The following is a 22988-nucleotide window of genomic DNA, read 5'->3' as shown; positions in this document are numbered from 1 at the left end:
CCCACGGGCGCTCACTTGACGAGTGAGCCGATCCGGTCGACCCGACGTTATGAGTTCCTGGTGGCTGGAACCACGTAGGTCAGCGGCGTGTGCGGAAGCGGCGGCACTTCAATGGAGATCGCATCATCCGGCCTCACCTCACCGCCCTTGATCACGATGCTCATCACGCCGCACTTGCGTACCAAGCCCGTGGGCCTGCGTTCGACGAGATGTTCGATAAGCCCTCGTCGGAAATTCTCGATCTGCACGCAAGGGTTACGCAGGCCAGTCAGTTCGATCACGGCTTCAGGCCCAAGGTTCAATCGCGTGCCGGTCGGCAGCGCCAGCAAGTCCACGTTGCGGGTGCTGATGTTCTCTCCCAATTCGCCGGGTCGGACGATATGACCTTTGTTGCCCAACTCGTCCAGCGTCTCCGACTGGATCAGGTGCACCTGCCGCAGGTTCGGCGTCTGGCCAAAGCGCCTGATGTGATAGAGGTGCTGGTCGGTGAGGCCGGCGTGGGCGTCGCCCTCGACGCCCCAGTTCTCGATCAAGCGAATGGATTTGGCGTGGCCTTTGCTGAATGCATGCTCGTCGCCGACATGCACGGACAAGACGATTGGTCGAGCGGTCGCTTCAGTCATCACCGATAAGCTTCTGGTTGTTGGCCCACGCCACCATATCCTGGGCGCAACCCAACAGCTTCAGGAACCTGAAGCAGGACATCGCATACCGGCCATCTGGCCTGCTTGCCGCAGTGTTTTCCGTGTTGGTGGCCGGTCGTATCGGCGACCGGCGTCGTCTCACAGCGAGCGGCACACCGCGAGCGGGCGGGTATGGCGGGGGTCGGCCGCGGCGGTGCGGCCGGAGGCGCCGTAGGTCTGTGGCGCGGCGGTGCGGTTCATCTCGCCCGCGACCCCGCGCACGATCCCTTCCGAGACCGCGTGCGCCGTCGCCAGCGCCGTCAGGTTGCGCTGCAGCCGGTCCTGGAAGGCGGAATGGCGCGCCTTGACGCTGCCGAGGTCGCTGCCGAGCTCGCCGCGCAGGCGGGGCAGGCTGTCGCGCAGCCGCTGGCTGTCGGTGAGATAGGCGCGGGCATGGCTGGTCTTGGTCGCCGCGAGGCGGACCACCTCGGAGAGACGACCGGCGCGCACCAGCCGGTCTTCCTCCTCGATCACCTCGGCGAGCGCCGCGATGGTCTGGTCGAGCATGCGGATGACGTCGCGGGCCTCCTGGGCGGAAGCGATCGGGCGGGCCGGCGATTCGGCCGGGGACTCGGACGCGGGGACCGGGGCGGCGTGTGTCATTGGATGCTCGTTTTGGTGGGAGCGGCGGAGCGGGCTTCCTGCTGGCCGAGCAGCGTGCCGTAGACCTGGTTGGCGAGGCCGACGCCGCCGGCCTTGGCGAAGCTCTTGGCGTACTCGTCGATCATGAAGGAGCGCCACACGCCGGTGCTCGGCGAGTTGCCCATCGGGCCCTCGCTGCCGATGCCGGTGAACATGCTCTGCATCATGGTGTTGAGGAACATCGCCTCGAAGTCCTGCGCCTGCGCGCGGGCTTTCTCGGCGGCCGTCTTGGTGGAGGCATGGCTGCCGATCGGCGTGCCGGTGCTGGGCCGCGTGGTGCCGCGGGCGGCGTCGAGCGCCATGCTGGCGCTGGCCGGCAGGCCCGGCATGGTGCTGATGGTGCTCATCACATCACCTCCAGGTCGGCCTGGATGGCGCCCGCCGCCTTGACGGCTTGCAGGATGGCGATCAGGTCGCGCGGGCCGATGCCGAGCGCGTTGAGGCCGTCGACGAGTTGCTGCAGCGACACGCCTTCGCGCACCACGGCGAGCTTGTGGCCGTCCTCGGAGACGCCGACCGAGCTGCGCGGCACCGTCCTGGTCCGTCCGCGGGAAAACGGCGCCGGCTGGCTGACCTGCGGGGCCTCCGAGATGGTGACGGTGAGATTGCCCTGCGCCACCGCCACCATGGAGACGCGCACGTCGCGGCCCATCACGATGATGCCCGAGCGTTCGTCGACGATGATGCGGGCGAGCTGGTCGGGCTCGATCTGGAGTTGCTCGATCTCGGTGAGCATGCCGACCACGTTGCCGGTGTACTCCTTCGGCACGCTGAGCTGGACGGTCGCCGGATCGAGCGGCTCGGACACCGGCACGCCGAGGAAATCGTTGATGGCGGCGGCGATCCGCTTCGCCGTGGTGAAGTCGGGATTGCGCAGCGCCAGCCGCACCTGGGTCAGCCGGTTCAGCGCGAACTCGATCTCGCGCTCGATGATGGCGCCGTTGGCGATGCGGCCGACGGTCGGCACGCCGCGGGTGATCTTCGCGGCCTCGCCCTCGGCCATGAAGCCGCCGATGGCGAGCGAGCCCTGCGCCACCGCATAGACATTGCCGTCGGCGGCGAGCAGCGGGGTGATGACCAGGACGCCGCCCTGCAGGCTCTTGGCGTCGCCGAGCGCCGACACGGTGACGTCCATCCGGGTGCCCTGGGTCGAGAAGGGCGGCAGGTTCGCCGTCACCATCACGGCGGCGACGTTGCCGGTGCGCAGCGTCTGGCCGCGGATGTTGACGCCGAGGCGCTCGAGCATGGCCTGCAGCGATTGCTTGGTGAACGGCGAGTTGTTGATGGTGTCGCCGGTGCCGTTGAGGCCGACCACCAGGCCGTAGCCGATGAGCTGGTTCTGGCGCACGCCCTCGACATTGGCGAGATCCTTGATGCGCGACGTGGTCGCTCCGGCCGGCAGCCCTGCGAACAGGGTCGCGGCGACGGCGATCGCGGAAAGAGCGGTAGTGAAGATCGCCCGCATCTCGGACTCCCAGGACGGCGTGACGCGATCCCCACTGCGAGGACCGTGCCAGTCGGGCGAGCCCTGCACGGAGTTGCTTTTTCTGCATTATTTCCGCCGGGCGGCGGCCGGCTCGGGCAGGAAAGGGCCGTCCGGGGGCGCTACCCGGCAGACTTTGCCGGGTGTTTACGACTTGTTAACCGTCGCGGGTCTCAACTCCGGCACAGGGCGCCCGAAGGATTCCTCGCCATGCGCATCTACGGACCGAACGGAACCGCTGCGGCCGGCCCCGGGCCGAGCGCGCGGCGCACCAGCTCCGGCACCTTCGTGCTTCCCGAGGCCTCCAGCTCGCAACAGCCCGCCGCCACGTCCGCGCCGCGCTCGCTCACCGGCATCGACGCGCTGCTCGCCCTGCAGGGGGTGGAGGATCCGACCGAGCGGCGGAAGCGGGCCGTCACCCGCGGCCGCTCCGCCCTCGATATTCTGGACGAGATGAAGATGGCGCTGCTCGCCGGCGATCTCGACCCGGCGATCCTCGGCCGGCTCGCCGCTATCGCGGCCGGCCTCAAGGAGACGACCGGCGACCCCGGCCTCGACGGCGTGCTGGCCGAGATCGAGCTGCGGGTCGAGGTCGAGCTCGCCAAGATGAAGCCGCTCGGCACCGTCTGAGCGACACCATCGGGCACCTCCGCGCCGACGCCGCAGTCACCTGCGCGATTCGCACTCGGCTACCGTCAGCGCGATCCGGACCGGTAGCTCGATCCCGTCCCGCACCTGCGTTCGTCGGGCTGTCGACAGCCTCCAATGCTACCGCCAAATGGCCCAGTGCTCGGCCGGATCTGTGTATACTTTGATCATCGATAGGCGCCGGGATTAATCCATTCTGTTGTTGTCGTTATGTCGCAACGCTTGTATATAGCGTCCGCATCAAACGATGAATCGACCATAGAAGTCGATGCGGAATGAAACGGGACGGCCGCGTGGGAGTGAGCGTGTCATGCGCCTGGAGACCAACAGGATATATCGGCCAACGGACAAAGAACCCTTCATGAACGAGCGGCAGCGCGAGTATTTCCGTAACAAACTGCTTGCTTGGAAGGAGGACATCTTGCGGGAAGCGAAGGAAACACTTCAGCACCTGCAAGACGAGAACCAGAATCACCCAGACCTCGCCGACCGCGCCTCGTCGGAGACGGAGCGTGCCATCGAGCTTCGGGCCCGCGACCGCCAGCGCAAGCTGATCGCCAAGATCGATGCGGCGCTGCAGCGGATCGAGGACGGGACCTACGGCTACTGCGAGGAGACCGGCGAGCCGATCTCCATCAAGCGGCTCGAGGCCCGACCGATCGCCACCCTGTCGCTGGAAGCGCAGGAGCGGCACGAGCGGCGCGAGCGGGTCTACCGCGACAACTGAGGCGACCCGCGGTTCCGGCCTCCGGGACCGCGACGCCGACCAGACGCCACGCGATCGAAGCGCCTCGCCGGCCGGCGGGGCGCTTTTTGATTCGGGACGAGGCCGGCCGTCGGCAGCGGCCTCAGTTCTGCGGTCGGTACGGACGCACGCGCACGACCGGGGGTCGCGCGGCCCGCCGGACGACGACCGCGCCCGGTGTCGCGATGCTCGGGTCGTAGAACGTCGCGGTCGCCGAGGTCGCGACCGTGGGGGCCGTCCGCACGCAGTTCTTCACCGGCGCGCAGGTGCCGTCGGGTGCGCACACCGGGTAGCAATAGGTGCCGGGACGCGCATAGGTGTAGTCGTAGGCGCCGTAATAGTGCTGGTAGTCGCAGAACGGCGCGCAGCCGACGGCCGTCTGGGCCGAGGCCGTCCCGGGCAGGGCTGCCGGGACCAGCAGGCCGAGCAGGGCGGCGGCCAAGAATCTCGACATCGAAACCTCGCTGATTCGCATTGGCGGCGGACGCGCCGCAGACGTTAGCACGCCGCGTGCGGAGCGTAGAGCAGTGGCACGTGCCTCACCTCCGACGTCATCGCCGGGCTTGACCCGGCGATCCATCATACTGCGAACAAGACGCCTTTTCGAAGCGTGATGGATGCGCGGGTCGAGCCCGCGCATGACGGCCTGCCTGATGGCGTGCCGCGTGCAGCCGAAGAATCAGATCGTCAGCGTGCCGGCGGTCGCGGCGGCGTAGCGCTCGCCGACCTTGGGCCAGCTCACCACGTTCCACCAGGCGGCCAGGTAGTCGGGCCGGCGGTTCTGGTAGGTGAGGTAATAGGCGTGCTCCCACACGTCGTTGCCGAACAGCACGCGCTTGCCCTCCATCAGCGGCGTGTCCTGGTTGGGCTTCGATTCGATCGCCAGCTTGCCGTCGCGCGTCACCGTGACGAACACCCAGCCGGAGCCGAACACGCGGGTGCCGGCGCCGTTGAAGTCGGTCTTGAGCTTGTCGAGGCCGCCGAGGTCGCGGGTGATCGCCTCGGCGAGCGCCCCTGCCGGCGCGCTCCCGGGCGAGCCCGCGCCACCGGGACCCATCACCTGCCAGAACATCGTGTGGTTGGCGTGGCCGCCGCCATTGTTGCGGATCGCCGTGCGCACCGATTCCGGTACCTCGCCGAGCTTTGCGAGAATGTCCTGCAGCGGCATGGCAGCGACTTGGCCGTGGTCCTTCACGGCGGCGTTGAGGTTGTTGACGTAGGCCTGGTGGTGGCGGTCGTGGTGGATCTCCATGGTCTTGGCGTCGATATGCGGCTCCAGCGCGTTGGCCGCGTAGGGCAGCGGCGCGAGCGTGAACGGACCGGCGGCTGCCTGGGCGAAGGCGGCGCGGGGCGCCAGCGCGGCCGCGGCGAGGGCGGCGCTGCCGCGCATCAGGGTCCGGCGATCGAGGGGCATGAGAGTCTCCTGCTTGGGGGTACCGGCGATCGTCGCCGGCCGGGTGGCGCCGGCGACCGGCGCAGTGCTTCGATGGCGGCGGCAGGCTACCGGTTCGAACCGTCGTTCGCGAGGGCCGCCGCCATCCGAACACCGAAGCTTGATCGGCTCCGGTGAACGGGTTTCGGGAGAGGGTGCGATGGCGTCGTGACCCGATTGCGTCAGCGGCCGGAGAACGCCTGGAGCGCTTCGCCGAGCCGCGCGACGACGCTTCGCCAGTCGCCGGTCCGCGGCTGCCGGAACAGCCGGGCGGTCGGGTACCAGGGCGAGTCCTCGCGGTCGAGCATCCAGCGCCAGTCGGGCGAATAGGGCAGCAGGATCCACACCGGCTTGCCGAGCGCGCCGGCCAGATGCGCGACCGCGGTATCGACCGAGATCACCAGATCCAGCGCCGCGATCACGGCCGCCGTGTCGGCGAAGTCGCGCAGCTCCTCGCCGAGCTGAACCAGATTGGGAAGTCGTTGAAGCGCGGTCTCGTCACCGTGGCGCAGGTCGCGCTGGAGGCTGACGAATTGCACGCCGTCCGCGGCCAGCAGCGGGGCCAGGGTCGACAGCGGGATCGAGCGGTGGCGGTCGTTGGCGAAGCCCGGATTGCCGGCCCAGGCGATACCGACGCGCGGCCGCGGCAGTGCCGCGAGTCGGCCCTCCCAGGCGTTCACGCGGTCCGGCGGCGCAGCCAGATAGGGAACAGTGGCCGGAATGGTCTCGAGCGTCGTGCCGAAAGCCCGCGGCAGGCTGAGATACGGACAATGGAGGTCGTGCGCAGGCGGCGCGCTGCGGTCCCACACCACGGCCTCGATGTCGGGCATGCCGGCGAGGAGCGGCAGCAGCGGCGCCGTGACGGCGGCGATCACCCGGGCGCCCTGGGCGGCCAGCAGCGGGCCATAACGCATGCACTGGATAACGTCGCCCATGCCCTGCTCGGGATGCAGCAGCACGGTGCGGCCGGCGACCGGCGCTTCGCCGGTCCAGGCCGGCGTCGGAAAGCGGCCGCGCAGCTCGGCGAACTCCGGCTTGTCGAGGCGATGGTCGTAGCCGGCAAAGCCTTCGCGCAATGCTCCGGTCAGAAGCTGCGTCAGGGCGATGTTGAAGCGCACGTCGGAGCGCCCGGGCGCCAGCTCCAGCGCGCGCCGATAGGCGGCGAGCGCCTCGTCGTGACGGCGCAGCTCGCGCAGCGCATTGCCGAGGCCGTAGAGGCTCTCGGCGTCGTCCGGCTGAAGCGCCACGGCGCGGCCATGGGCGGCGGCGGCCTCCGCGTGGCGGTCGAGGTCGGCCAGCGCGTTGCCGCGATTGTGGTGGGCGGCGGCGTGGTTCGGGGCGATGGCGAGCGCCGCGTCGCAGGCCGCCACCGCCTCCTCGTGGCGCGTCAGCCCGTGCAGGGCGAGGCCGAGATTGCACAGCGCCTCCGCGGCGCGCGGCCGCACCTCGACCGCGGTCGCCAGGAGCAGCACGGCCTCGGCGTACTGCTTGCGGCCGCAGCAGATCAGGCCGAGCTGGTGGAGCGCGTAATAGTCGCGCCGGTCGCGGCGCAGCAGCGCCATGAAGACCTGCTCGGCCTCGGCGATGCGGCCGGCCTCCTGCAGGCCGTAGCCGCGCAGCACCTCGGGGCTGGGCGGCGGATAGCGGGTCTTGGACGTTGCTGTCGCCATGGTGTTCCGGGCGGTCGGCCGCGCGAGGAGCCTCCCGGCGCTGCCGGGGCTTCGATGGATGCCGGCGCAGGGCCGACGAATCATTGCCGGCCGGCACGGACCAGCTTGGCACGCGGGCGTGCCGGGATCATGCTGGCGTTTTATTGCCGACCCGCCACGCGCGCCGATCCCGTCCCTCCGCGCGCCGTCCATCTGCCCAGGGAGTGCCCATGTCGAAGCCCATGCTCCGCGGCCTTCTCGTCGCGGCCGGCGTGCTGTGTGCCGCCACGCTCGCGACCGCCCAGACGTTTCCGTCCCGCCCCGTCACCTTCGTGGTGCCGTTCGCGCCCGGCGGCTCGACCGACATGGTCGCCCGCATCGTCGCCCAGGCGGCGAGCCCCGGGCTCGGCGTGCCGACCGTGGTGGAGAACCGCACCGGCGGCGCCGGCGTGGTCGGCTGGAGCTCGGCGGCGCGCGCCGCGCCGGACGGCCAGACGCTGCTGACGCTGGAAATGTCCTACACGATCGCGGCCGGCCTGATCCCGACCCTGCCGTTCGATCCGGTGAAGGGTTTTGTCCAGGTGACGACCGCGGTCGAGAACCCGCACGTGATGGTGGTCAACCCCAACCTGCCGGCCAAGACCTTGGCCGAGCTGATCGCGCTCCTGAAGGCCAACCCCGGAAAATACTTCTTCGGCTCGGGCGGCACCGGCACCAACACCCATATGGGCGGCGAGCTGTTCAAGAGCCTGGCCGGCGTCGACCTGGTCCACGTGCCGTATCGCGGCGCCGGCGCCGTGCTGCAGGATCTGGTCGGCGGCCAGGTGCAGGTCCTGGTGACGTCGCTGCCGACCGCGCTGCCGCTGATCCAGTCGGGCCAGCTCCGGCCCCTGATGGTCGCGGCCGAGAAGCGCTCGCCGGTGCTGCCGGACGTGCCGGCGGCCGCCGAGGCCGGGCTGCCCGGCATGGTGATGAAGTTCTGGGTCGGCTTCGCGGCGCCGGCCGGCACGCCGCCGGCCGTGGTCGAGCGCCTCAACCGCGACATCGTCGCCGCGCTCGCTTTGCCGGACACCAAGAAGCGCCTCGCCGAGCTCGGCATGGACCCGGTCGGCAACACGCCGGCCGAGGCCCAGAAGCTGATCGAGAGCGAGATCGCCCGCTGGAGCGCGGTCGCCAAGGCGGCGGACATCAAGATGCAGTAGGGGGAGGCGGTAGGGGAAAAGGGCTGCGGCGGGGCGTGGCCCGTAGCCCGCATTGAGCGCGAGCGAAATGCGGGGCCGCGCTGCGCCGACGACGATCGTAGGGTAGGTAAAACCGCGCCGCCGGCGCGGCGTGCCCACGCGGGCGGTTTGTTCGGGAGGAGGAAGGGCGCGGGCGTCTGCGCGCGCCTACAGCCTCTACACATCGAGTGCACCATCCGCGTGATTCCGAAATTGAGTGCACTGTCACCGTAATCCGAAATTGCAGTTTAGTGCACTGTCACCGTAATTGCCAGTTTAGTGCACTGTCACCGTAATTGCCGCGCCGCCGCCTATGTGCAATGTCGTACTGCTGACGGCCGCGTGGCTTTCGGCGTGGGCATCGACACCAACGTTGCTACGGCATCGGTGCACGCGGTGCTTAGCGCGGCGAACCGTTTGGGATGACCATTCTCGCGGCCGAGCACCCCTGCCTCGGCGTAGGTAATGCCGGGGCAAGGGCGGGATTACGGTGACAGTGCACTAAACTCGCACCCCTGCCTCGGCGTAGGTAATGCCGGGGATTACGGTGACAGTGCACTTAACTCGGTTCGTTCCAGCGCGATCTGCTTTGCGTGCTGGAGGGTCGACGGGCGTGCTTCAATTCAGGGGGCTGTCACGCCGCAACGCGAAAATCCATTCGCCCGTCAGTTTAGTGCACTGTCACCGTAATTTCCGTAATTTCCCGTAATTTCCCGGAGACCAAGAAGCGCCTCGCCGAGCTCGGCATGGACCCGGTCGGCAACACCCCGGCAGAGGCCCAGAAGCTGATCGACAGCGAGATCGCCCGCTGGAGCGCCGTGGCCAAGGCGGCGGACATCAAGATGCAGTAGGGGGCCGGGACGGACCGCTCGGCGTACCCCTTTCGGGACGATCGCGCGCGGCCGTCTACAGCACAGCTTCGATCAGCCGCGGTCCGCGTGCCGCGACCGCGGCGGCAAACGCGTCCTCGAAGCCGCGGGTGTCGTCGACCCGCACCGCCTCGACCCCCATGCCCTCGGCGAGCCGCACCCAGTCGAGGGTCGGGTCGCCGAGATCGAACAACGCCCGCGCCTGGCCGCGCTCGACGGCGCCGACGAGGTGCAGCTCGTCCATCAGCACCTTGTAGGCGCGGTTGGCATAGATGATCGTCACCACGTCGAGCTTTTCGCGCGCCTGGGTCCACAGGGCCTGCAGCGTGTACATCGCGCTGCCGTCGGCCTGCAGCACCACGGTCTTGCGGTCCGGGCAGGCGAGCGCCGCGCCGGTCGCGACCGGCAGGCCGTCGCCGATGGCGCCGCCGGCGAGGTTGAGATAGTCGTGCGGCGCCGCGGTATCGAGCACCGTGTAGTGCAGGAAGCCGCCCGTGATGCTCTCGTCGCTGACGATCCCGTGGTCGGGCAGGTGGCGGCCGACGATGCGCATCAGCGAGCCGGGATCGAGCGCGCCGGCCGGCGGTCGCTCCGGCGTTCTGCGCGGGGCCGGCGCCGGCGGCGTGGTGGCGCCGAGGGCGTCGGCGACGGCTTCGAGCGCCGCGACGCCGTCCTCGTGCGGATGCGCCAGGACGAGCGGCGTGCAGCCTTCCGGCACCAGCTCGCTCGGCTGGTCCGGATAACCGAAGAATGCGATCGGCGTCTGGGCGCCGACCAGGATCAGCGTTGCGGTTCCGCTCAGCATCTCGACCGCCGGCCCGGGTCGATACGTCAGGCGCTCGACCACGACGCGGCCGGCACCGCGCTCGATGCGCGGCGCGAACGTGTCGCAGACGAGCCGCGCCCCGGTCGCCGCCGCGATCCGGCCGGCCGCCGCGAGTCCGGCGCCGCGCAGCACGTCGCCGCGCAACAGCAGCGCCGTCTTGCCGGCCCGCAGCGCCTTCACGGCGCGGCCGACCGCATCGGCCGACACCGGCGCCGGACCGTGCGCCGGCAACCGCGGCGCGGCGCCTTCGGCGGGAGACCAGGCGGTGTCGGCCGGCAGGATCAGGCTGGCGATCTGGCCGGGCGCCGCCGCGGCCGCCTGCACGGCGCGCGCCGCCGCCGCCGCCACGGTGCGGGCGTCGCGGCACGACTCGATCCAGTGCGACACCGGCCGCGCCAGTCCGGCGACGTCCGAGGTCAGCGGTGCGTCGAACCGCAGGTGCGTGGTCGCGTGGTCGCCGATCACGTTGACGATCGGCACCCGCGCCTTGCGGGCGTTGTGCAGGTTGGCGATGCCGTTGGCGAATCCCGGCCCGAGATGCAGCAGCGTCGCGGCGGGCTTTCCGGCCATCCGGGCCCAGCCGTCGGCGGCGCCGGTGGCGACACCCTCGAACAGGCACAGCACGGCCCGCATCCCCGCCACCGTGTCGAGCGCGGCGACGAAGTGCATCTCGGACGTGCCGGGATTGGCGAAACACACCTCCACGCCGCTCGCCACCAGCGTGCGAACCAGACTTTCGGCACCATTCATGGACGGGATCCTCACGGGCCCCGAAGCGGACAGGAGAACGACGAACGCTTCGGCAGCGGCTTCGGCGAGGGACATACTCCGGCGGCCCGGAATCGGGCAAAATTTTGCGTCACGTTCGACGAACGGCTTGGACACGGCGAAGGCGGCTGGTTGCTCGATCTGCTTCGATTTGACCGGCACCCGGCCCTGGAGAACAATCAGTCGGCCCGCCTTTGGCGGGCTTCGTCTTTTTCGGTTTGGTGATGCGACAGGAAACGAGAGTGCCGCGCAAGCGGTCGCCGGGCGTCCGGCGTCGGGCGGTCGATCGCCACGTCTGCGTCCGCGTCAGACGCTTCCTCGCCAAGCGGCACAAGGTCGACGGACGCGGCACGCGCGGCTTCTCCATGAAGGCCGTCTTCGGAGAGCTCGGCGTGTACCGACTCACCCGCATTCGATCGCGCGCCACCGCCGTGAGCCTGCCGTGAAATCTGTCGGAAAGCCGGATGCGGGAAATCCGCACGTCCGGTTTGATGAGCGGGGAAGGGAGACGGAGCGTTGCCGAATGGCTCGAGCCACCGCGCCCTTCTTCGACTCTACAATCCCCGTCTCATGCTCCGAAAGCTCTGTAATCCCGCCAAATGTCTCCGGACAGACTCTAAGTGCTCGCGGGCGATTGGGGTCCACATACGAATCTCCAAACAGATTTCAGCAACCGCTTGGAAACACTCGGAAGGCGAGTACGCAATCGGCTTTCGAAGAGGCCTCGAAGCCGCACGGCAACGGCTTCTCTCTTTTTTAGAGACGATTCTTGCCTTCGCCATTAAGTTGCAATAATCTAATTTTCAGGATCGCCGTTGCCAGCGATCCTGTCAGGATTGAGTGGAGCACCTAAGAAAGTTCGCCTGTATGAACAACTATGGGCTTTATTTCCATGCTCTATTTGAAAAAACGAATGAGAACTTTAAAGGATATAAGCCTTTTTATGCTTACTTTTTGGAAAACCGCCATTGCAGCGGGGTATCTACTTATTTTACTTAAATATAAATTGAACTTTTCTTACTATTTTCAGTCGTGGCGTGATTTTGTTGATCTTCAAAAGCTTGTAGAATTTTTGGTTAATAATTCTGGCGCGCTATCATTAAGTATTCTAATATTAAGTGTATTTGTCCTGATAAACAAAGATGGAGAAAAATGGATCCCACAAGCAGAGCAATGCTTTTCGACGAACAAAATCCCGACGAATTGGGCTAATGTTCGAGCAAGATGGATTATACCGTTCGTAATCGTTACAAACATAATTATATTCATTGCAGCCGCCTATTTTGTGGATGACGTTGTGGTGTTTTGTGCACTTTTTATGATGCATCACTTGAATGCTGTACTGTGGCTGGTGGCCTTCCAGGCCAACATAAGATATTACTTTACAGCACCCGCGTACCTCCCGAGCAGCGGCCCGCGTAAAAAACTAATTCTCGAACGCAGGGATGTGATGCGCAGATTTATGTTCGAAACCTATAATGTTTATCGCGAAGGGATAACAGCGATAGCTTATGGAATTGCACTCTTAACCGCGATTTTGCTACAAACGCAGAATGCGCATTTCCGCCCTGCGCCCTATCTCATTGTCTTAACCGCAGAATTAGCAAATCAGTTGATTTCCTATCGCGAGCGGAAAGAACGGGATGCTGCCCTTAGCCAAATCACTGAGAGAGAGATCGAAATTTCGGATGCAGATGCTGATCGTATCTCTAAAGCAGCCGTTGAGAGGCAATAATCTGAAATTTTCACGAATTACGGTGACAGTGCACTTAACTCGAATTACGCGAATTACGGTGACAGTGCACTTAACTCGGGGAATTACGGTGACAGTGCACTTAACTCGGTTCGTTCCAGCGCGATCTGCTTTGCGTGCTGGAGGGTCGACGGGCGTGCTTCAATTCAGGGGGCTGTCACGCCGCAACGCGAAAATCCATTCGCCCGTCAGTTTAGTGCACTGTCACCGTAATTTCGTAATTTCCTGTCACCGTAATTTCCGTAGTTTCGTAATTTACCGTAATTTGAGCGCTCCGGCGCGGCTCAGCCGGTCCGCCGCATCAGGACCGCCGGGAAGACCACGCCCGGCGCCAGCGTCACGGCGAGCGGGCCGAGCGCGACGAAGCCGGAGCGGGCGTAGAACGGCACCGCGTTGAGGGTCGAGAAGCAGGTGAGGGTGGTCAGGTCGCGCGCCGTCGTCTCGGCGATGCAGCGGGCCAGCACCGCCGTGCCGATGCCGCGGCCCGTGAAGGCCGGCAGGGCGGCGAAGTGACGGATGTGCGCCTCGCCGGCCGCCACCGTGCCGGTGCCGGGCTGCTCGGCCGTCCAGCCGCCGCAGGCGACGATGCGGCCCGCCGTCGCCGCCACGTAGTACGTGCCGGCCGCGAGCAGGCCCGGATTGGCGCGCGTCATCGGCGGCAGCGCGCGGGCGAGCGTCTCGGCGTCGTAGTGGCCGGCCAGCAGCGTCGGGTAGCTCTCGGCCAGCAGCGCGTCGAGCGCCGCCGCGTCGGCGGGCGTCGCCGGCCGGAGGGTGACGGGATCGGCGGGCACGGAATCGGCATCGGGATCGGGGGGCATGCGGGGGCTCCCGTACGGAACGGCGAGGCGGCGGATGGCTCGCGCTCCGTCGCACCCCACTGTGGCGTCCCGGCGGCCGGCCGCTCAGTGCGCGGCGGCGCTCGCGGCCGCGCCCTCGGCGTCGCGGCCGTGGAGCTGCAGCCAGGTCTGCACCAGGGCGCGGTCCTCGCGGCCGAGATTGGCCTGCTCGACCATCGAGCGGAACTGGCCGAGCCATTCGTTGGCGCTGAACTCGTCGACATGCGGGGCGGCGTGGCACATGGCGCAGTTCACCGCATAGAGAGTCGACGCGTAGGCCCACAGCGCGTCTGAGTCGGCCGTGATGTCGGCGACCGGCAGCCAGGCCTCGAGCGAGGCCGGGCTCCAGGTCTGCCCGGTGTCGGGAAGCGTCACCGCCTCGCCCGTGGTGTCGAGGCGATCCAGCATGGCGGGCACCAGCGAGGCCACCAGGATCCGCTTGCCGACGGCCGCGTAGATCACCCGCTCGGCCCCCTCCTGCCGCCAGCCGGCGATCCGCACCCGCGCCATCGGGCCCTCGATGCCGACGAGCGCCAGCGGCGCCCCGGGCAGGACCCGGGCCGCCGTCGTCTCGCCGTCGGCGGCCGTGAACACCGGCTTGATCTCCAGCGTGCGCACCACCGTGCTGCCGGCCGGGATGCTGCCGACCATCCGGTCCAGCGCCGCCTTGGCGCGCTCGGTGATCGGCCCCATGTCCGGATAGGCGTGCACCAGCCCCTTGTGGCAGGCGATGCAGGTCTCGCCCTTGCTGATCGCCCGCGGATGCTGGGCCTTGGCGTCCTTGCGCTGGGCGTCGACCGTCATCGCGTCGTAGGCGTGGCAGGCGCGGCATTCGCGCGAATCCGACGCCGCCATGGCGTCCCAGACGCGCTGCGCCATCGCCAGCTTGGCGGCCGCGAATTTTTGCGGCGTGTCGAGCACGCCGGTCAGCTCGCCCCAAAGATCCTTGGTGGCAGCGAGCTTGGCGGCGACGAAGGCCAGCGGCGCGCGTGGCACGTGACAGTCGGCGCAGCCGACCCGCACGCCCGACTTGTTGGAGAAATGCGCCGACTTCCGATACTCCGCATACGGAGTCTGCATGGAATGGCAGGACACGCAGAACGCCGTCGTGCCGGTGTGGACGGCGCCGAACCAGGCGATGCCGGCCGCGGCCGCAGCCAGCGCCAGGCCGGCAACCAGGCCGAGCAGGATCGAAGCCCGTGTCGCGGAGGAAGGCATCAGAGGGAACCGCTGCGCCAAAAGATTTTCTTATGCGCTGACCATGAGATAAACGCCTAAGCACTTGTGAATTCAATAGGTATTCAGCGGTATGTACACGCTCGTCGGCGAGGCGTGTGCTGGAATCTGGACCGATGGGTCCGCTCTATCCGCATGCGCTGCCGGTCGCCGATGGGCGATGCCCGGCGCCAGGAGATCGTCATGACAATCCATCTCGAAACCGCACGTCGCCGTGGCGTCTCTCGCCGCACCTTCATGGAAGGCACCGCAGCCATCGGGCTCGGCGTCGCAGTCGGGTCCGCGCCCTTCGCCGGTCGTGCCGTCGCCGCGAGCGCGCCCGGGGTGCTCACCGCCACCCATTGGGGCGTGATGCGGGCCGTGGTCGAGAACGGTCGCTTCGTCAAGGCGCTGCCGTTCGAGAAGGATCCCCACCCGGTGCTGCCGATGATCGAGGCGACGCCCTCGCTCGTCTACTCGCCGAGCCGTGTGCAGTATCCGATGGTGCGCAAGGGCTTTTTGGAGAAGGGCCACAAGAGTGACACCGCCGAGCGCGGCACCGGGGCGTTCGTGCGCGTCTCCTGGGACCAGGCGCTCGACCTCGTCGCCCGCGAGCTCAAGCGCGTGAAGGCCGAGTTCGGGCCGGCCAGCTTCTTCGTCGGCGATCTCGGCTGGAAGAGCTCCGGCCGCATGCAGAACCCGCGCGCCGCGCTGGCCGCGCTGATGAACCTGCACGGCGGCTACTCGGCTCCGCTCGGCGACTACTCGACCGGCGCCGCCCAGGCGATCCTGCCGCGCGTGCTCGGCAACATGGAGGTCTACGCCCCGCAATCGGCCTGGCCCGGCATGGTGCAGGCCGCCGAGATGCTGGTGGTGTGGGGCGCCGACCCGATGGTGACGCTCAACATCGGCTACTCCCCGCCGGACCACCAGGGCTTCCAGGCCTTCGAGGCGTTCAAGAAGAAGGGCACCCCGACCGTCGTGATCGACCCGAAGAAGACCGAGACGGCGTCGTATCTGAACGCCCAATGGGTGGCGCCGCGGCCGGGCTCCGACACGGCGATCGCGCTGGCGCTCGCCCACACGGTCTACAGCGAGAAGCTGCACGACGAAAAATTCCTGAAGGACTACACGGTCGGCTTCGACAAGTTCGTGCCCTATCTCACCGGTGCCAGCGACGGCCAGCCGAAGGACGCCGCCTGGGCGGCCAAGATCGCCGGCATCGAACCGGACACCATCCGCGACCTCGCCCGCCAGATGGCCAAGAAGCGCACCTTCATCGTCGCCGGCTGGTCGATCCAGCGCACCGAGAACGGCGAGCAGACCTACTGGGCGCTGGTGACGCTCGCCGCCATGCTGGGCCAGATCGGCCTGCCGGGCGGCGGCATCAGCTTCGGCTATCATTACTCGAGCTCGTGCGCGCCGCAGGCCACCGCCGGCGGGCTGACGGCGCTGACGGCCGGCAAGCCGCCCGAGAAGATGCCGCCGCGCATTCCCTGCGCGCGGCTCGCCGACATGCTGCTCAATCCCGGTCAGGAGCTCGACTTCAACGGCCGCAAGCTGACCTATCCGGACATCCGCATGATCCTGTGGGGCGGCGGCAATCCGTTGAGCCATCACCAGGACCGCAACAAGCTGATCGCGGCGTGGCGCAAGCCCGAGGTGATCGTCATCCAGGAGCCGTTCTGGACGACGACGGCCCGCTTCGCCGACATCGTGCTGCCGGCGACGACGCCGTTCGAGCGTAACGACATCGAGTGGGGCGGCGAGTACTCGCGGCAGTACATCGTGCCGATGCACAAGGTGATCGAGCCGGTCGGCGAGGCCCGCAACGACTACGAGATCTCCGCGGCGCTCGCCGAAAAGCTCGGCTACGGGGCCGAGTTCGGCCGCAAGGACGATATGGAGCTGATCCGCAGCTACTACACGGCGGCCGTCGTCGACGCCAAGAAGAAGGGCGTCGACATGCCCGACTTCGACACGTTCTGGAAGAGCGGCGACGCGGTCGAGTTCCCGGTTTCCGACAAGGCGAAGTCGTGGGTGCGCCACGGCGCGTTCCGCGACGACCCGGCGGTCGAGCCGCTCGGCACGCCGTCCGGCAAGATCGAGATCTTCTCCACCGCGATCGAGAAGATGGGCTACGAGGGCCTGCCCGGCCACGCCGTGTGGATCGCCCCGAAGGAGTGGCTCGGCACCACCGCCGCCACGGCCAAATGGCCGCTGCACATGATCAGCCCGCATCCGAAATATCGTCTGCACTCGCAGATGGACAATTCGGACATCCGCAAGATCTCCACGGTGCAGGGCCGCGAGCCGATCGAGATCGCGCGGGCCGACGCCGAGAGGCGCGGCATCAAGGACGGCGACGTCGTGCGGGTGTTCAACGCGCGCGGCCAGTCGCTCGCCGGCGCCCGGGTGGTCGACGACCTGCTGCCGGGCGTGGTGCGGTTCTGCGAGGGCTCCTGGTACGATCCGATGGAGCCGGGCAAGCTCGGCACGCTCGACAAGTACGGCTCGGCCAACCAGCTCACCCAGGACGTGCCGAGCTCGAAGCTCGGGCAGGCCTGCGCGGCCCATACGGCCCTGGTCGAGATCGAGAGGTTCACCGGGCCGCTGCCGGCCGTGACGGCCTTCGACGCGCCCAAGGCGTGAGGCGGCAGCGCGTCGGGCAGGCGGAGGCGAGCCGCGCCGTCGCCAAGGGCGCCGGCACGGAGATGCAGTCGTGGCCGCGGCGGGGTGGGCCACCCCCGAGACGCATCCATTGAGTGTGCGTGGGGTTCGCGGCTGATCGGCTCGGTGATCCGGGACCGGTGCGAGCGGGGGCGCAACCGCTCGCGATGTGCCGGTGCCGGCTTCGCCCGCGTCACATCCTGTCACGGTAATTTGACGCGCGTCGCGCACGGCCGTCCGACGCCGGCGCAGCCGTTATCCGGGATCTCACGAGAAACCGAGGCGCCTTCGGCCCGGCTTGCATCCGGCTTTGTTTCCCATCGTGAGTTGAAGGTTTCTCGTCGGCCGTGTATAATGGGCGGCAGAAACATCGAGCGCTGCCGCCTGAATTCGCGGCAGGACGGCGAACACGAAGCCACACTCGTTTACACCGACGAAATTTACGTACACCGACGAAATTTACGACGTGACAACCAGTTTCTGACGGTCGCGACTTCGGGCGTCTGAACAGACGCTCCGACGGTGCGGCCCGAGAAGGGGGTGCGTTTCCACGTCCGAACATTCCGATCCACACCACGACTGTCATTGCGCGTTCCGATGGAGGGCGGGTGAAGGTATTGGCATCGGCGTTTGAGCTTTGCGGCTATTTAACGCCGGCTATCTCGGCCGACTGACGACCTTTTGACGCATACGGCACGCTCGATCTTATCCGAGGGCAACGGCGGTGACGCCGACATGCATGGCTTTCGCATGCCCGCGGTCGAGGGGCCGCCCGTGGACGTCCACCTGCAGACGATCGGAGGACAACCGTGTGGAAGGATTTCGAAGGCGTCGCGCGCACCCGAGCGGAGACGCTCGAGCGCATCAACTCGCTCAAATGGATCGACTGGCAGCCGCGCGGCATCACGCTCCACAACACCGCGGCGCCGACGCTCGCGCAATGGGCCGAGAGCGGCCCGGCCCACGACGCCCGGATCCGCAACCTGCAATCCTACTACGAGGACGAGAAGGGCTGGCATTCCGGCCCGCACTGGTTCGTGTCGCGCAACTTCATCAACTGGTTCTCCAATCCGCTGCTGTCCGGCGTCCATTCGCGTTGCTTCAACCGCACCCATTTCGGCATCGAGATGGTCGGGGACTACGACACCGAGGACTTCAACACCGGCGACGGCGCGCTTGTCCGTGACAACGCCGTCTTCTTGATCGCGGCGCTCAATCTCAAGTTCGGCTTCAATCCGGACGACCTGACCTTCCACGTCGAATGCACGCGCGACAACCATGCTTGCCCGGGCCGCAAGGTGGTCAAGGCGGACGTGATCGCCCGTGTCCGCACCGCCATGGAGGCGATCCGAGCGGACGTCCCCAGAGTCGCGAGCGCGCCCGCGAACCGCTTCCTGAACATCACCGCGACGGAATTCGGCGGCGCAGGCGACGAGCAGAACGTCGCCTACAGGGACGTGCAGGGCGGCTGGCCGAGCCGGCCCGGCGTCGCGTTGCCGTCGCGCTTCGCGAGCCCGCGCCCGAAGGTCCGGATCTTCAAGGGCGGCAAGTCGATCTTGTGCGACATCGTCGACGTGGGGCCGTGGTACCCGAGCGCGCGCGGGCCGGAAGACCGCTATTGGGAAACGGGGGCCCGCCCGCGTGCCGAAAACGATCCGGTGACCAACCGGGCCGCCATCGATCTCACCCCGGCCGCCGCGCGCATGATCGGCCTCGACGGAAAAGGGCTGGTCGACTGGGAATTCGTCGGCGCGGCGCCGCGTGAGCCGTCGACCGAGGGGCCGAGACGCGACTCCTCCCTGGCGGAGATCGCGGATCGGCTGGCCCGCCTGGAGGATCTGTTCCTCAACCGGCCGGTCCCTCCCGTGACGTCGCCGCCCGTGACGCTGCCGCAGAACGATCTGACCCAGTTGCTTCGGCAGGTGACGGAGCTTCTCCAGGCGTTCCGGAACCGGTCGGCGCCGACGCCCGGAACCGCCGCGGCCCCGCAGCCGGAGGACCAGTTGAAGAGGATCATCGAGATCCTGAACATGCTGGCGCCGGGCGGTATCGACAAGCCACTCGGCGACGTGATCGGCAAGCTCGGCCCGGTCAACGGGGCTCTCGGTCAGACGATCGGGAAGCTGCTCGACGGCCGCAAGAGCGCGTTCGGCATCATCGGCACGCTGCTGGCGGCGCTGGCGCAGAATCCGGAGATCCTCAAGCTCGTCGGTCTCGGCGGCCTCGGCGGTCTGTCGTCGGTCGGCGGCGTCGCCTTGCCGATCTTCCTCGCGCTGACCGGGTGGGGCGTTCTCGGAAAGATGGAGAAGTGGGCCGGCGCCTCGCCGACGCCACCGGCCAAAGAGACCGTGACCAAGCCGAGCTAGAACCGCGCCGCCGCGGCCCGGCCGCGGCGGATATCGTCCGGGGCGCCGGCTGTCGCCCGGCGTCGGAAGAAGTGGGTCGGAGATAGCGATGCCTACCAAACCCGAGTTTCAGATCGGCCTCGTGATGGCGGGCGCGATCTCGGCCGGCGCTTATACGGCCGGCGTCATGGACTTCTTCGTCGAGGCGCTCGACGCGTATTACGCCGCCAGGTCGTCGCCGGATTGGACCGGCCCCACCCACGACGTGCGCATCCCGGTGATGGCGGGCTCGTCGGCCGGCGGCATGACGGCGGCGATCGCCGCCTTGCATGCCTTCCACGACCTCGTCGCGGCCCAGCCCGCGGCTGCGCCGCCGCCGAAGCCGGCGAACCGGCTGTATTCCAGTTGGGTGACCGACATCTCGATCGAGAGGCTGCTCGAGACCACCGACCTGGACGATCCGACGGCGCATGTCCGCTCGCTGCTCTGCAGCGACGTGCTTCTCAGGATCGTCCAGGACGCTTTCGACCTTCAGGGCGCGCCGCGGCAGCGCGACTGGATCGGTTGCGGGGCCGACCGCTCGCTGCGCGTGATGCTGACCGCCACCAACATGCGGGGCGTGCCCTATTCCTTCCCGGTCTTCGGCTCCGGGCGGAAAGATCTCTATGGAACGCTGAACCACGGCGACTATCTCGACTTCTCGATCGGGATGCCCGGTCGGCCTGCGGACGGCGTCCACGCGCTCGATATCCGCGACACCTCGACTCCCGAGTGGTCACTGTTCAAGACCGCGGCGTTGGCGACAGGCGCCTTCCCGTTCGGCCTCGCACCGCGCCGCATCGATCGCGCGCCGACGGACTACCGGTACGCGCAGCTCGTCGGCTTCGACGATCCCGCCAGCCGATGCTTCAAGACCATCGGCCCGGATGCGGCCGTCCTTGAAGAGGCCTCCTATCCGTTCGTGGCGGTCGACGGCGGCACCATCAACAACGAGCCGCTGGAGATCGCCCGCCGCCATCTGGCGAACCAGGGCCGCAATGACCAGGACGGCAAATCCGCGCTGCGTGCGGTGGTTCTGGTCGCGCCGTTCCCGAATTTCGTCCACCTGCCCGAGAAGGACGACAACGACAGCCTGATCCATGTCGGTCCTCGGCTTCTGTCCACGCTGATCGCGCAGGCCCGCTTCAAGCCGGACGAGCTGGCCAAGGCGGCGGACGACAAGATCTTCTCGCGCTTCATGATCTCGCCGATCCGTCCGTCCGCGGGCAACCGCGACGCGGAGAAATACCCGATCGCGAGCGGGGTGCTCGACGGTTTCGGCGGCTTTCTGCACGAGTCGTTTCGGCGGCACGATTATCTGCTCGGGCGCCGTAACGCGCAGGCGTTTCTGCGGTGGAGCTTCGCCCTGCCGGACACCAATCCGCTGTTCGCCGAATACCACGCGTCGGCCGCGTGGGAACGGCGCGACGCGTGGCATGTCCGGGATGTCGTCCGCGCCACGCACTCGGTCCTGCGAAGCGAGGAGAAGGATTACAATAAGAAGCAGTACGCCGAGGCCGTCAACGGTCCGGAAGACAAGGATGGTCTGCCCATCATCCCGCTGACGGACGCGATGACGCGGCCGATCGACATCAAGGACGGCGACCTGCCGAAACCGCTCGGCGCTCGGCGCGATGCCATCGAGAAGCTGATCGATACACGCACCTCGACCGTCGTCGGGCGGATGATCGATCTCGATCTTCTTCCGCTGACCGATGGCATGTTCCTGGGCGGCGCGCTGCGCTGGGCGGCGCACCGCTATGCGTCGGAGCTCGCCAGCCGCAAGGCGAAGAGCATCGTCCGGTCGGCTCTCGAGTCGGTCGGGAAGGCTTTCCCGTAGCGCAGCGACGGTTCTGGTGGGGGCCGACGCGGCGACCACGATGGCCGGGCGGCGGCCACTCCTAAGGCGTGCCCACTAGTGCGCCGGGTACTTGGCCGGGTCCGCCATCTTGTCGGTGAGCTAGGCGAGCTCGGCCGCCGACGCTTTGTCGTCGCCGACGCTTTGTCGTCGTAGACGCTGGCCGCCACCTGGATGCCGGTCGCAAACGCGATGTCGGCGCCGAGCGCGCAGGAGATTTTTCGCGAGACGCTGCTCACCCATCCAGGCCACAGACTTGAATCTCGATGATATCCAGCCCAAAATATACAATTCTCGACGGATATCACGGAGGCTGCGATGCAGGTGTCCAGATGGGGCAACAGCCTCGCCGTCCGGCTGCCCAAGGCGCTGGTCGACCAGCTCGGGCTCAAGGAAGGCGACGAGTTGAACGTGGTCGCCGCCAAGGACGGCGTCATCGAGGTCGAGACGCAGGACCAACGGCGTCGCCGGGCGCTCGACCGGATGGCGGCGCGCAACTGGACGCTGCCCGAGGGCTATCGGTTCGATCGCGACGAGGCCAACGAGCGGTGAGCGCCTTCTTCGACACCAACATTCTCGTCTATGCCCAGGAACGCGGCGCGAAGGCCGATCGGGCGCGCGCAGTTCTGGCGGACGGCGGCAAGATCAGCGTGCAGGTGCTCAACGAGTTCACCGCCGTCGCGCGCCGCAAGCTCGGCCAGGACTGGCGCGAGATCGCCGATGCGATCGATGATGCGCTGGTGTTGGCCGGGCCGCCGCTGCCGCTCACGCTCGACCTGCAAGCCGCCGCCCGGGCGCTCGCCGAACAGCATCGCCTCTCGTTCTACGACGCGCTGATCGTCGCGGCCGCCCTCGAAGCGGGCTGCGACACGCTGTTCAGCGAGGACATGCAGCACGGCCGGACCATCGGCACGCTGCGCATCGAAAACCCCTTCGTCGACGGCCCGCCGTGACCGCGTCCCGGGAATTACGCTGACAGTGCCCTCGATCAACGTGCCCTGCCGTGTCGAAAAGGTCCCGGATGCGCTTCGCGCATCCGGGCTGCGGGCCGAGGTCGATCGCGCGGCCGTACCCCGCGTGGAGCGCGAGCGAAATGTGGGGGTGCGCGCAGCCGGTGGAGCTCTCGGATGTAGCTCACGTCGCCGTTGTGAACGACGCGAGCCGATGCGCGCAGCCTGGTCGATCGCCGTTGGGCGGTTTTGCCGAGCCGGCGCGGAACTCTTTCCGCTTGAACACGTTGTCTCGACTGGGCTCGGGGCGCGCCGCACCCGTCTGCATGTCACGGGCGCGCGGCCTCGGAGTCACCG

21 protein-coding genes are annotated in these 22988 nt (G+C 67.6%); 11 read left to right on the top strand and 10 right to left on the bottom strand.

The genetic code is table 11. The annotated features are described in order from the left end of the window. Positions 1 to 47 precede the first annotated feature (47 nt). The 4 genes from HXX10_RS13890 to HXX10_RS13875 all read right to left on the bottom strand — a co-directional run bounded on the left by HXX10_RS13890 (position 48) and on the right by HXX10_RS13875 (position 2790). Positions 48 to 623 carry an MOSC domain-containing protein gene (locus HXX10_RS13890; RefSeq protein WP_296523020.1) on the bottom strand — a complete coding sequence of 192 codons (576 nt, stop codon included), beginning with the start codon at positions 621 to 623 and terminating at the stop codon, positions 48 to 50. Positions 624 to 782: 159 nt separating this feature from the next. After that, positions 783 to 1286, bottom strand: coding sequence for a hypothetical protein (locus HXX10_RS13885; protein ID WP_296523017.1), 504 nt, complete (start codon positions 1284 to 1286; stop codon positions 783 to 785). Next, positions 1283 to 1672, bottom strand: a complete 390-nt coding sequence (gene flgJ, locus HXX10_RS13880; protein ID WP_296523015.1) for a flagellar assembly peptidoglycan hydrolase FlgJ — start codon at positions 1670 to 1672, stop codon at positions 1283 to 1285. Before flgJ ends, HXX10_RS13885 begins: the two co-directional genes overlap by 4 nt. Next, the gene (locus tag HXX10_RS13875; protein ID WP_296523013.1) at positions 1672 to 2790 is read right to left on the bottom strand and encodes a flagellar basal body P-ring protein FlgI; all 1119 of its coding nucleotides are present in this window, start codon (positions 2788 to 2790) and stop codon (positions 1672 to 1674) included. The genes flgJ and HXX10_RS13875 overlap by 1 nt, the downstream gene beginning before the upstream one ends. A gap of 228 nt (positions 2791 to 3018) precedes the next feature. On the opposite strand from HXX10_RS13875, the gene HXX10_RS13870 reads away from it, so the two are divergent. After that, positions 3019 to 3438 carry a flagellar assembly protein FliX gene (locus HXX10_RS13870; protein ID WP_296523011.1) on the top strand — a complete coding sequence of 140 codons (420 nt, stop codon included), beginning with the start codon at positions 3019 to 3021 and terminating at the stop codon, positions 3436 to 3438. 328 nt (positions 3439 to 3766) lie between these two features. After that, on the top strand, positions 3767 to 4183 hold the full coding sequence (dksA, locus tag HXX10_RS13865; protein ID WP_296523007.1) for an RNA polymerase-binding protein DksA: 417 nt from the start codon (positions 3767 to 3769) through the stop codon (positions 4181 to 4183). Between the two features lie 121 nt (positions 4184 to 4304). On the opposite strand, the gene HXX10_RS13860 is transcribed toward dksA, so the two are convergent. The 3 genes from HXX10_RS13860 to HXX10_RS13850 all read right to left on the bottom strand — a co-directional run bounded on the left by HXX10_RS13860 (position 4305) and on the right by HXX10_RS13850 (position 7303). Further along, positions 4305 to 4655: a hypothetical protein gene (locus tag HXX10_RS13860; protein WP_296523005.1), complete on the bottom strand. Its 351-nt coding sequence runs from the start codon at positions 4653 to 4655 to the stop codon at positions 4305 to 4307. A 225-nt stretch (positions 4656 to 4880) separates the two neighbouring features. After that, entirely contained in the window at positions 4881 to 5615 is a 735-nt protein-coding gene (locus tag HXX10_RS13855; RefSeq protein ID WP_296523002.1) for a superoxide dismutase, read from the bottom strand. A 200-nt stretch (positions 5616 to 5815) separates the two neighbouring features. Further along, positions 5816 to 7303, bottom strand: a complete 1488-nt coding sequence (locus tag HXX10_RS13850; RefSeq protein WP_296523001.1) for a tetratricopeptide repeat-containing glycosyltransferase family protein — start codon at positions 7301 to 7303, stop codon at positions 5816 to 5818. Positions 7304 to 7512: 209 nt separating this feature from the next. On the opposite strand from HXX10_RS13850, the gene HXX10_RS13845 reads away from it, so the two are divergent. Both HXX10_RS13845 and HXX10_RS13840 read left to right on the top strand, forming a co-directional pair. Further along, complete coding sequence (locus HXX10_RS13845; protein ID WP_296522998.1) at positions 7513 to 8484, top strand: tripartite tricarboxylate transporter substrate binding protein; 972 nt, start codon at positions 7513 to 7515, stop codon at positions 8482 to 8484. A gap of 297 nt (positions 8485 to 8781) precedes the next feature. Beyond that, positions 8782 to 8928, top strand: coding sequence for an alpha-isopropylmalate synthase regulatory domain-containing protein (locus HXX10_RS13840; protein WP_296522995.1), 147 nt, complete (start codon positions 8782 to 8784; stop codon positions 8926 to 8928). Positions 8929 to 9408: 480 nt separating this feature from the next. Here the strand turns inward: HXX10_RS13840 and HXX10_RS13835 are convergent, their stop codons facing one another. Then, positions 9409 to 10947, bottom strand: coding sequence for an acetolactate synthase large subunit (locus HXX10_RS13835; RefSeq protein ID WP_296522993.1), 1539 nt, complete (start codon positions 10945 to 10947; stop codon positions 9409 to 9411). 260 nt (positions 10948 to 11207) lie between these two features. On the opposite strand from HXX10_RS13835, the gene HXX10_RS13830 reads away from it, so the two are divergent. Next, positions 11208 to 11411 (top strand): hypothetical protein, encoded by a 204-nt coding sequence (locus HXX10_RS13830; protein ID WP_296522991.1) that lies wholly within the window; start codon positions 11208 to 11210, stop codon positions 11409 to 11411. 446 nt (positions 11412 to 11857) lie between these two features. Further along, complete coding sequence (locus HXX10_RS13825; RefSeq protein WP_296522989.1) at positions 11858 to 12700, top strand: hypothetical protein; 843 nt, start codon at positions 11858 to 11860, stop codon at positions 12698 to 12700. A 302-nt stretch (positions 12701 to 13002) separates the two neighbouring features. On the opposite strand, the gene HXX10_RS13820 is transcribed toward HXX10_RS13825, so the two are convergent. Both HXX10_RS13820 and HXX10_RS13815 read right to left on the bottom strand, forming a co-directional pair. Next, positions 13003 to 13536 carry a GNAT family N-acetyltransferase gene (locus HXX10_RS13820; protein ID WP_296522987.1) on the bottom strand — a complete coding sequence of 178 codons (534 nt, stop codon included), beginning with the start codon at positions 13534 to 13536 and terminating at the stop codon, positions 13003 to 13005. 84 nt (positions 13537 to 13620) lie between these two features. Then, the gene (locus tag HXX10_RS13815; RefSeq protein WP_296522985.1) at positions 13621 to 14772 is read right to left on the bottom strand and encodes a NapC/NirT family cytochrome c; all 1152 of its coding nucleotides are present in this window, start codon (positions 14770 to 14772) and stop codon (positions 13621 to 13623) included. Positions 14773 to 14973: 201 nt separating this feature from the next. Between HXX10_RS13815 and torA the strand changes: the two genes are divergently transcribed. From torA to HXX10_RS13790, 5 genes are all read left to right on the top strand, one after another. Continuing rightward, a complete protein-coding gene (gene torA / locus HXX10_RS13810; protein ID WP_296522981.1) occupies positions 14974 to 17421 on the top strand; it encodes a trimethylamine-N-oxide reductase TorA in 2448 nt (815 codons plus the stop codon). Between the two features lie 827 nt (positions 17422 to 18248). Next, the gene (locus HXX10_RS13805) at positions 18249 to 19805 is read left to right on the top strand and encodes a peptidoglycan recognition family protein (protein ID WP_296522979.1); all 1557 of its coding nucleotides are present in this window, start codon (positions 18249 to 18251) and stop codon (positions 19803 to 19805) included. An 88-nt stretch (positions 19806 to 19893) separates the two neighbouring features. After that, positions 19894 to 21663: a patatin-like phospholipase family protein gene (locus HXX10_RS13800; RefSeq protein WP_296522977.1), complete on the top strand. Its 1770-nt coding sequence runs from the start codon at positions 19894 to 19896 to the stop codon at positions 21661 to 21663. Between the two features lie 336 nt (positions 21664 to 21999). Then, positions 22000 to 22233, top strand: a complete 234-nt coding sequence (locus HXX10_RS13795; RefSeq protein ID WP_296522976.1) for an AbrB/MazE/SpoVT family DNA-binding domain-containing protein — start codon at positions 22000 to 22002, stop codon at positions 22231 to 22233. After that, positions 22230 to 22634: a PIN domain-containing protein gene (locus HXX10_RS13790; RefSeq protein WP_296522974.1), complete on the top strand. Its 405-nt coding sequence runs from the start codon at positions 22230 to 22232 to the stop codon at positions 22632 to 22634. The genes HXX10_RS13795 and HXX10_RS13790 overlap by 4 nt, the downstream gene beginning before the upstream one ends. Positions 22635 to 22988 lie beyond the last annotated feature (354 nt).

The organism is Rhodoplanes sp. (genome assembly GCF_013377085.1).
GTDB lineage: Bacteria > Pseudomonadota > Alphaproteobacteria > Rhizobiales > Xanthobacteraceae > Rhodoplanes.
The sequence above is the reverse complement of the archived record's forward strand: the minus strand, read 5'-3'. Positions and strand labels throughout refer to the sequence as shown.

Coding starts and splice junctions, on each gene's coding strand:
- HXX10_RS13850 (WP_296523001.1), bottom strand. CDS start 7,303: ATGGCGACAGCAACGTCCAAGACCCGCTATCCGCCGCCCAGCCCCGAG.
- HXX10_RS13875 (WP_296523013.1), bottom strand. CDS start 2,790: ATGCGGGCGATCTTCACTACCGCTCTTTCCGCGATCGCCGTCGCCGCG.
- HXX10_RS13870 (WP_296523011.1), top strand. CDS start 3,019: ATGCGCATCTACGGACCGAACGGAACCGCTGCGGCCGGCCCCGGGCCG.
- HXX10_RS13860 (WP_296523005.1), bottom strand. CDS start 4,655: ATGTCGAGATTCTTGGCCGCCGCCCTGCTCGGCCTGCTGGTCCCGGCA.
- dksA (WP_296523007.1), top strand. CDS start 3,767: ATGCGCCTGGAGACCAACAGGATATATCGGCCAACGGACAAAGAACCC.
- HXX10_RS13820 (WP_296522987.1), bottom strand. CDS start 13,536: ATGCCCCCCGATCCCGATGCCGATTCCGTGCCCGCCGATCCCGTCACC.
- HXX10_RS13795 (WP_296522976.1), top strand. CDS start 22,000: ATGCAGGTGTCCAGATGGGGCAACAGCCTCGCCGTCCGGCTGCCCAAG.
- HXX10_RS13835 (WP_296522993.1), bottom strand. CDS start 10,947: ATGAATGGTGCCGAAAGTCTGGTTCGCACGCTGGTGGCGAGCGGCGTG.
- HXX10_RS13825 (WP_296522989.1), top strand. CDS start 11,858: ATGCTCTATTTGAAAAAACGAATGAGAACTTTAAAGGATATAAGCCTT.
- flgJ (WP_296523015.1), bottom strand. CDS start 1,672: ATGAGCACCATCAGCACCATGCCGGGCCTGCCGGCCAGCGCCAGCATG.
- HXX10_RS13845 (WP_296522998.1), top strand. CDS start 7,513: ATGTCGAAGCCCATGCTCCGCGGCCTTCTCGTCGCGGCCGGCGTGCTG.
- HXX10_RS13890 (WP_296523020.1), bottom strand. CDS start 623: ATGACTGAAGCGACCGCTCGACCAATCGTCTTGTCCGTGCATGTCGGC.
- HXX10_RS13855 (WP_296523002.1), bottom strand. CDS start 5,615: ATGCCCCTCGATCGCCGGACCCTGATGCGCGGCAGCGCCGCCCTCGCC.
- HXX10_RS13885 (WP_296523017.1), bottom strand. CDS start 1,286: ATGACACACGCCGCCCCGGTCCCCGCGTCCGAGTCCCCGGCCGAATCG.
- torA (WP_296522981.1), top strand. CDS start 14,974: ATGACAATCCATCTCGAAACCGCACGTCGCCGTGGCGTCTCTCGCCGC.
- HXX10_RS13815 (WP_296522985.1), bottom strand. CDS start 14,772: ATGCCTTCCTCCGCGACACGGGCTTCGATCCTGCTCGGCCTGGTTGCC.
- HXX10_RS13800 (WP_296522977.1), top strand. CDS start 19,894: ATGCCTACCAAACCCGAGTTTCAGATCGGCCTCGTGATGGCGGGCGCG.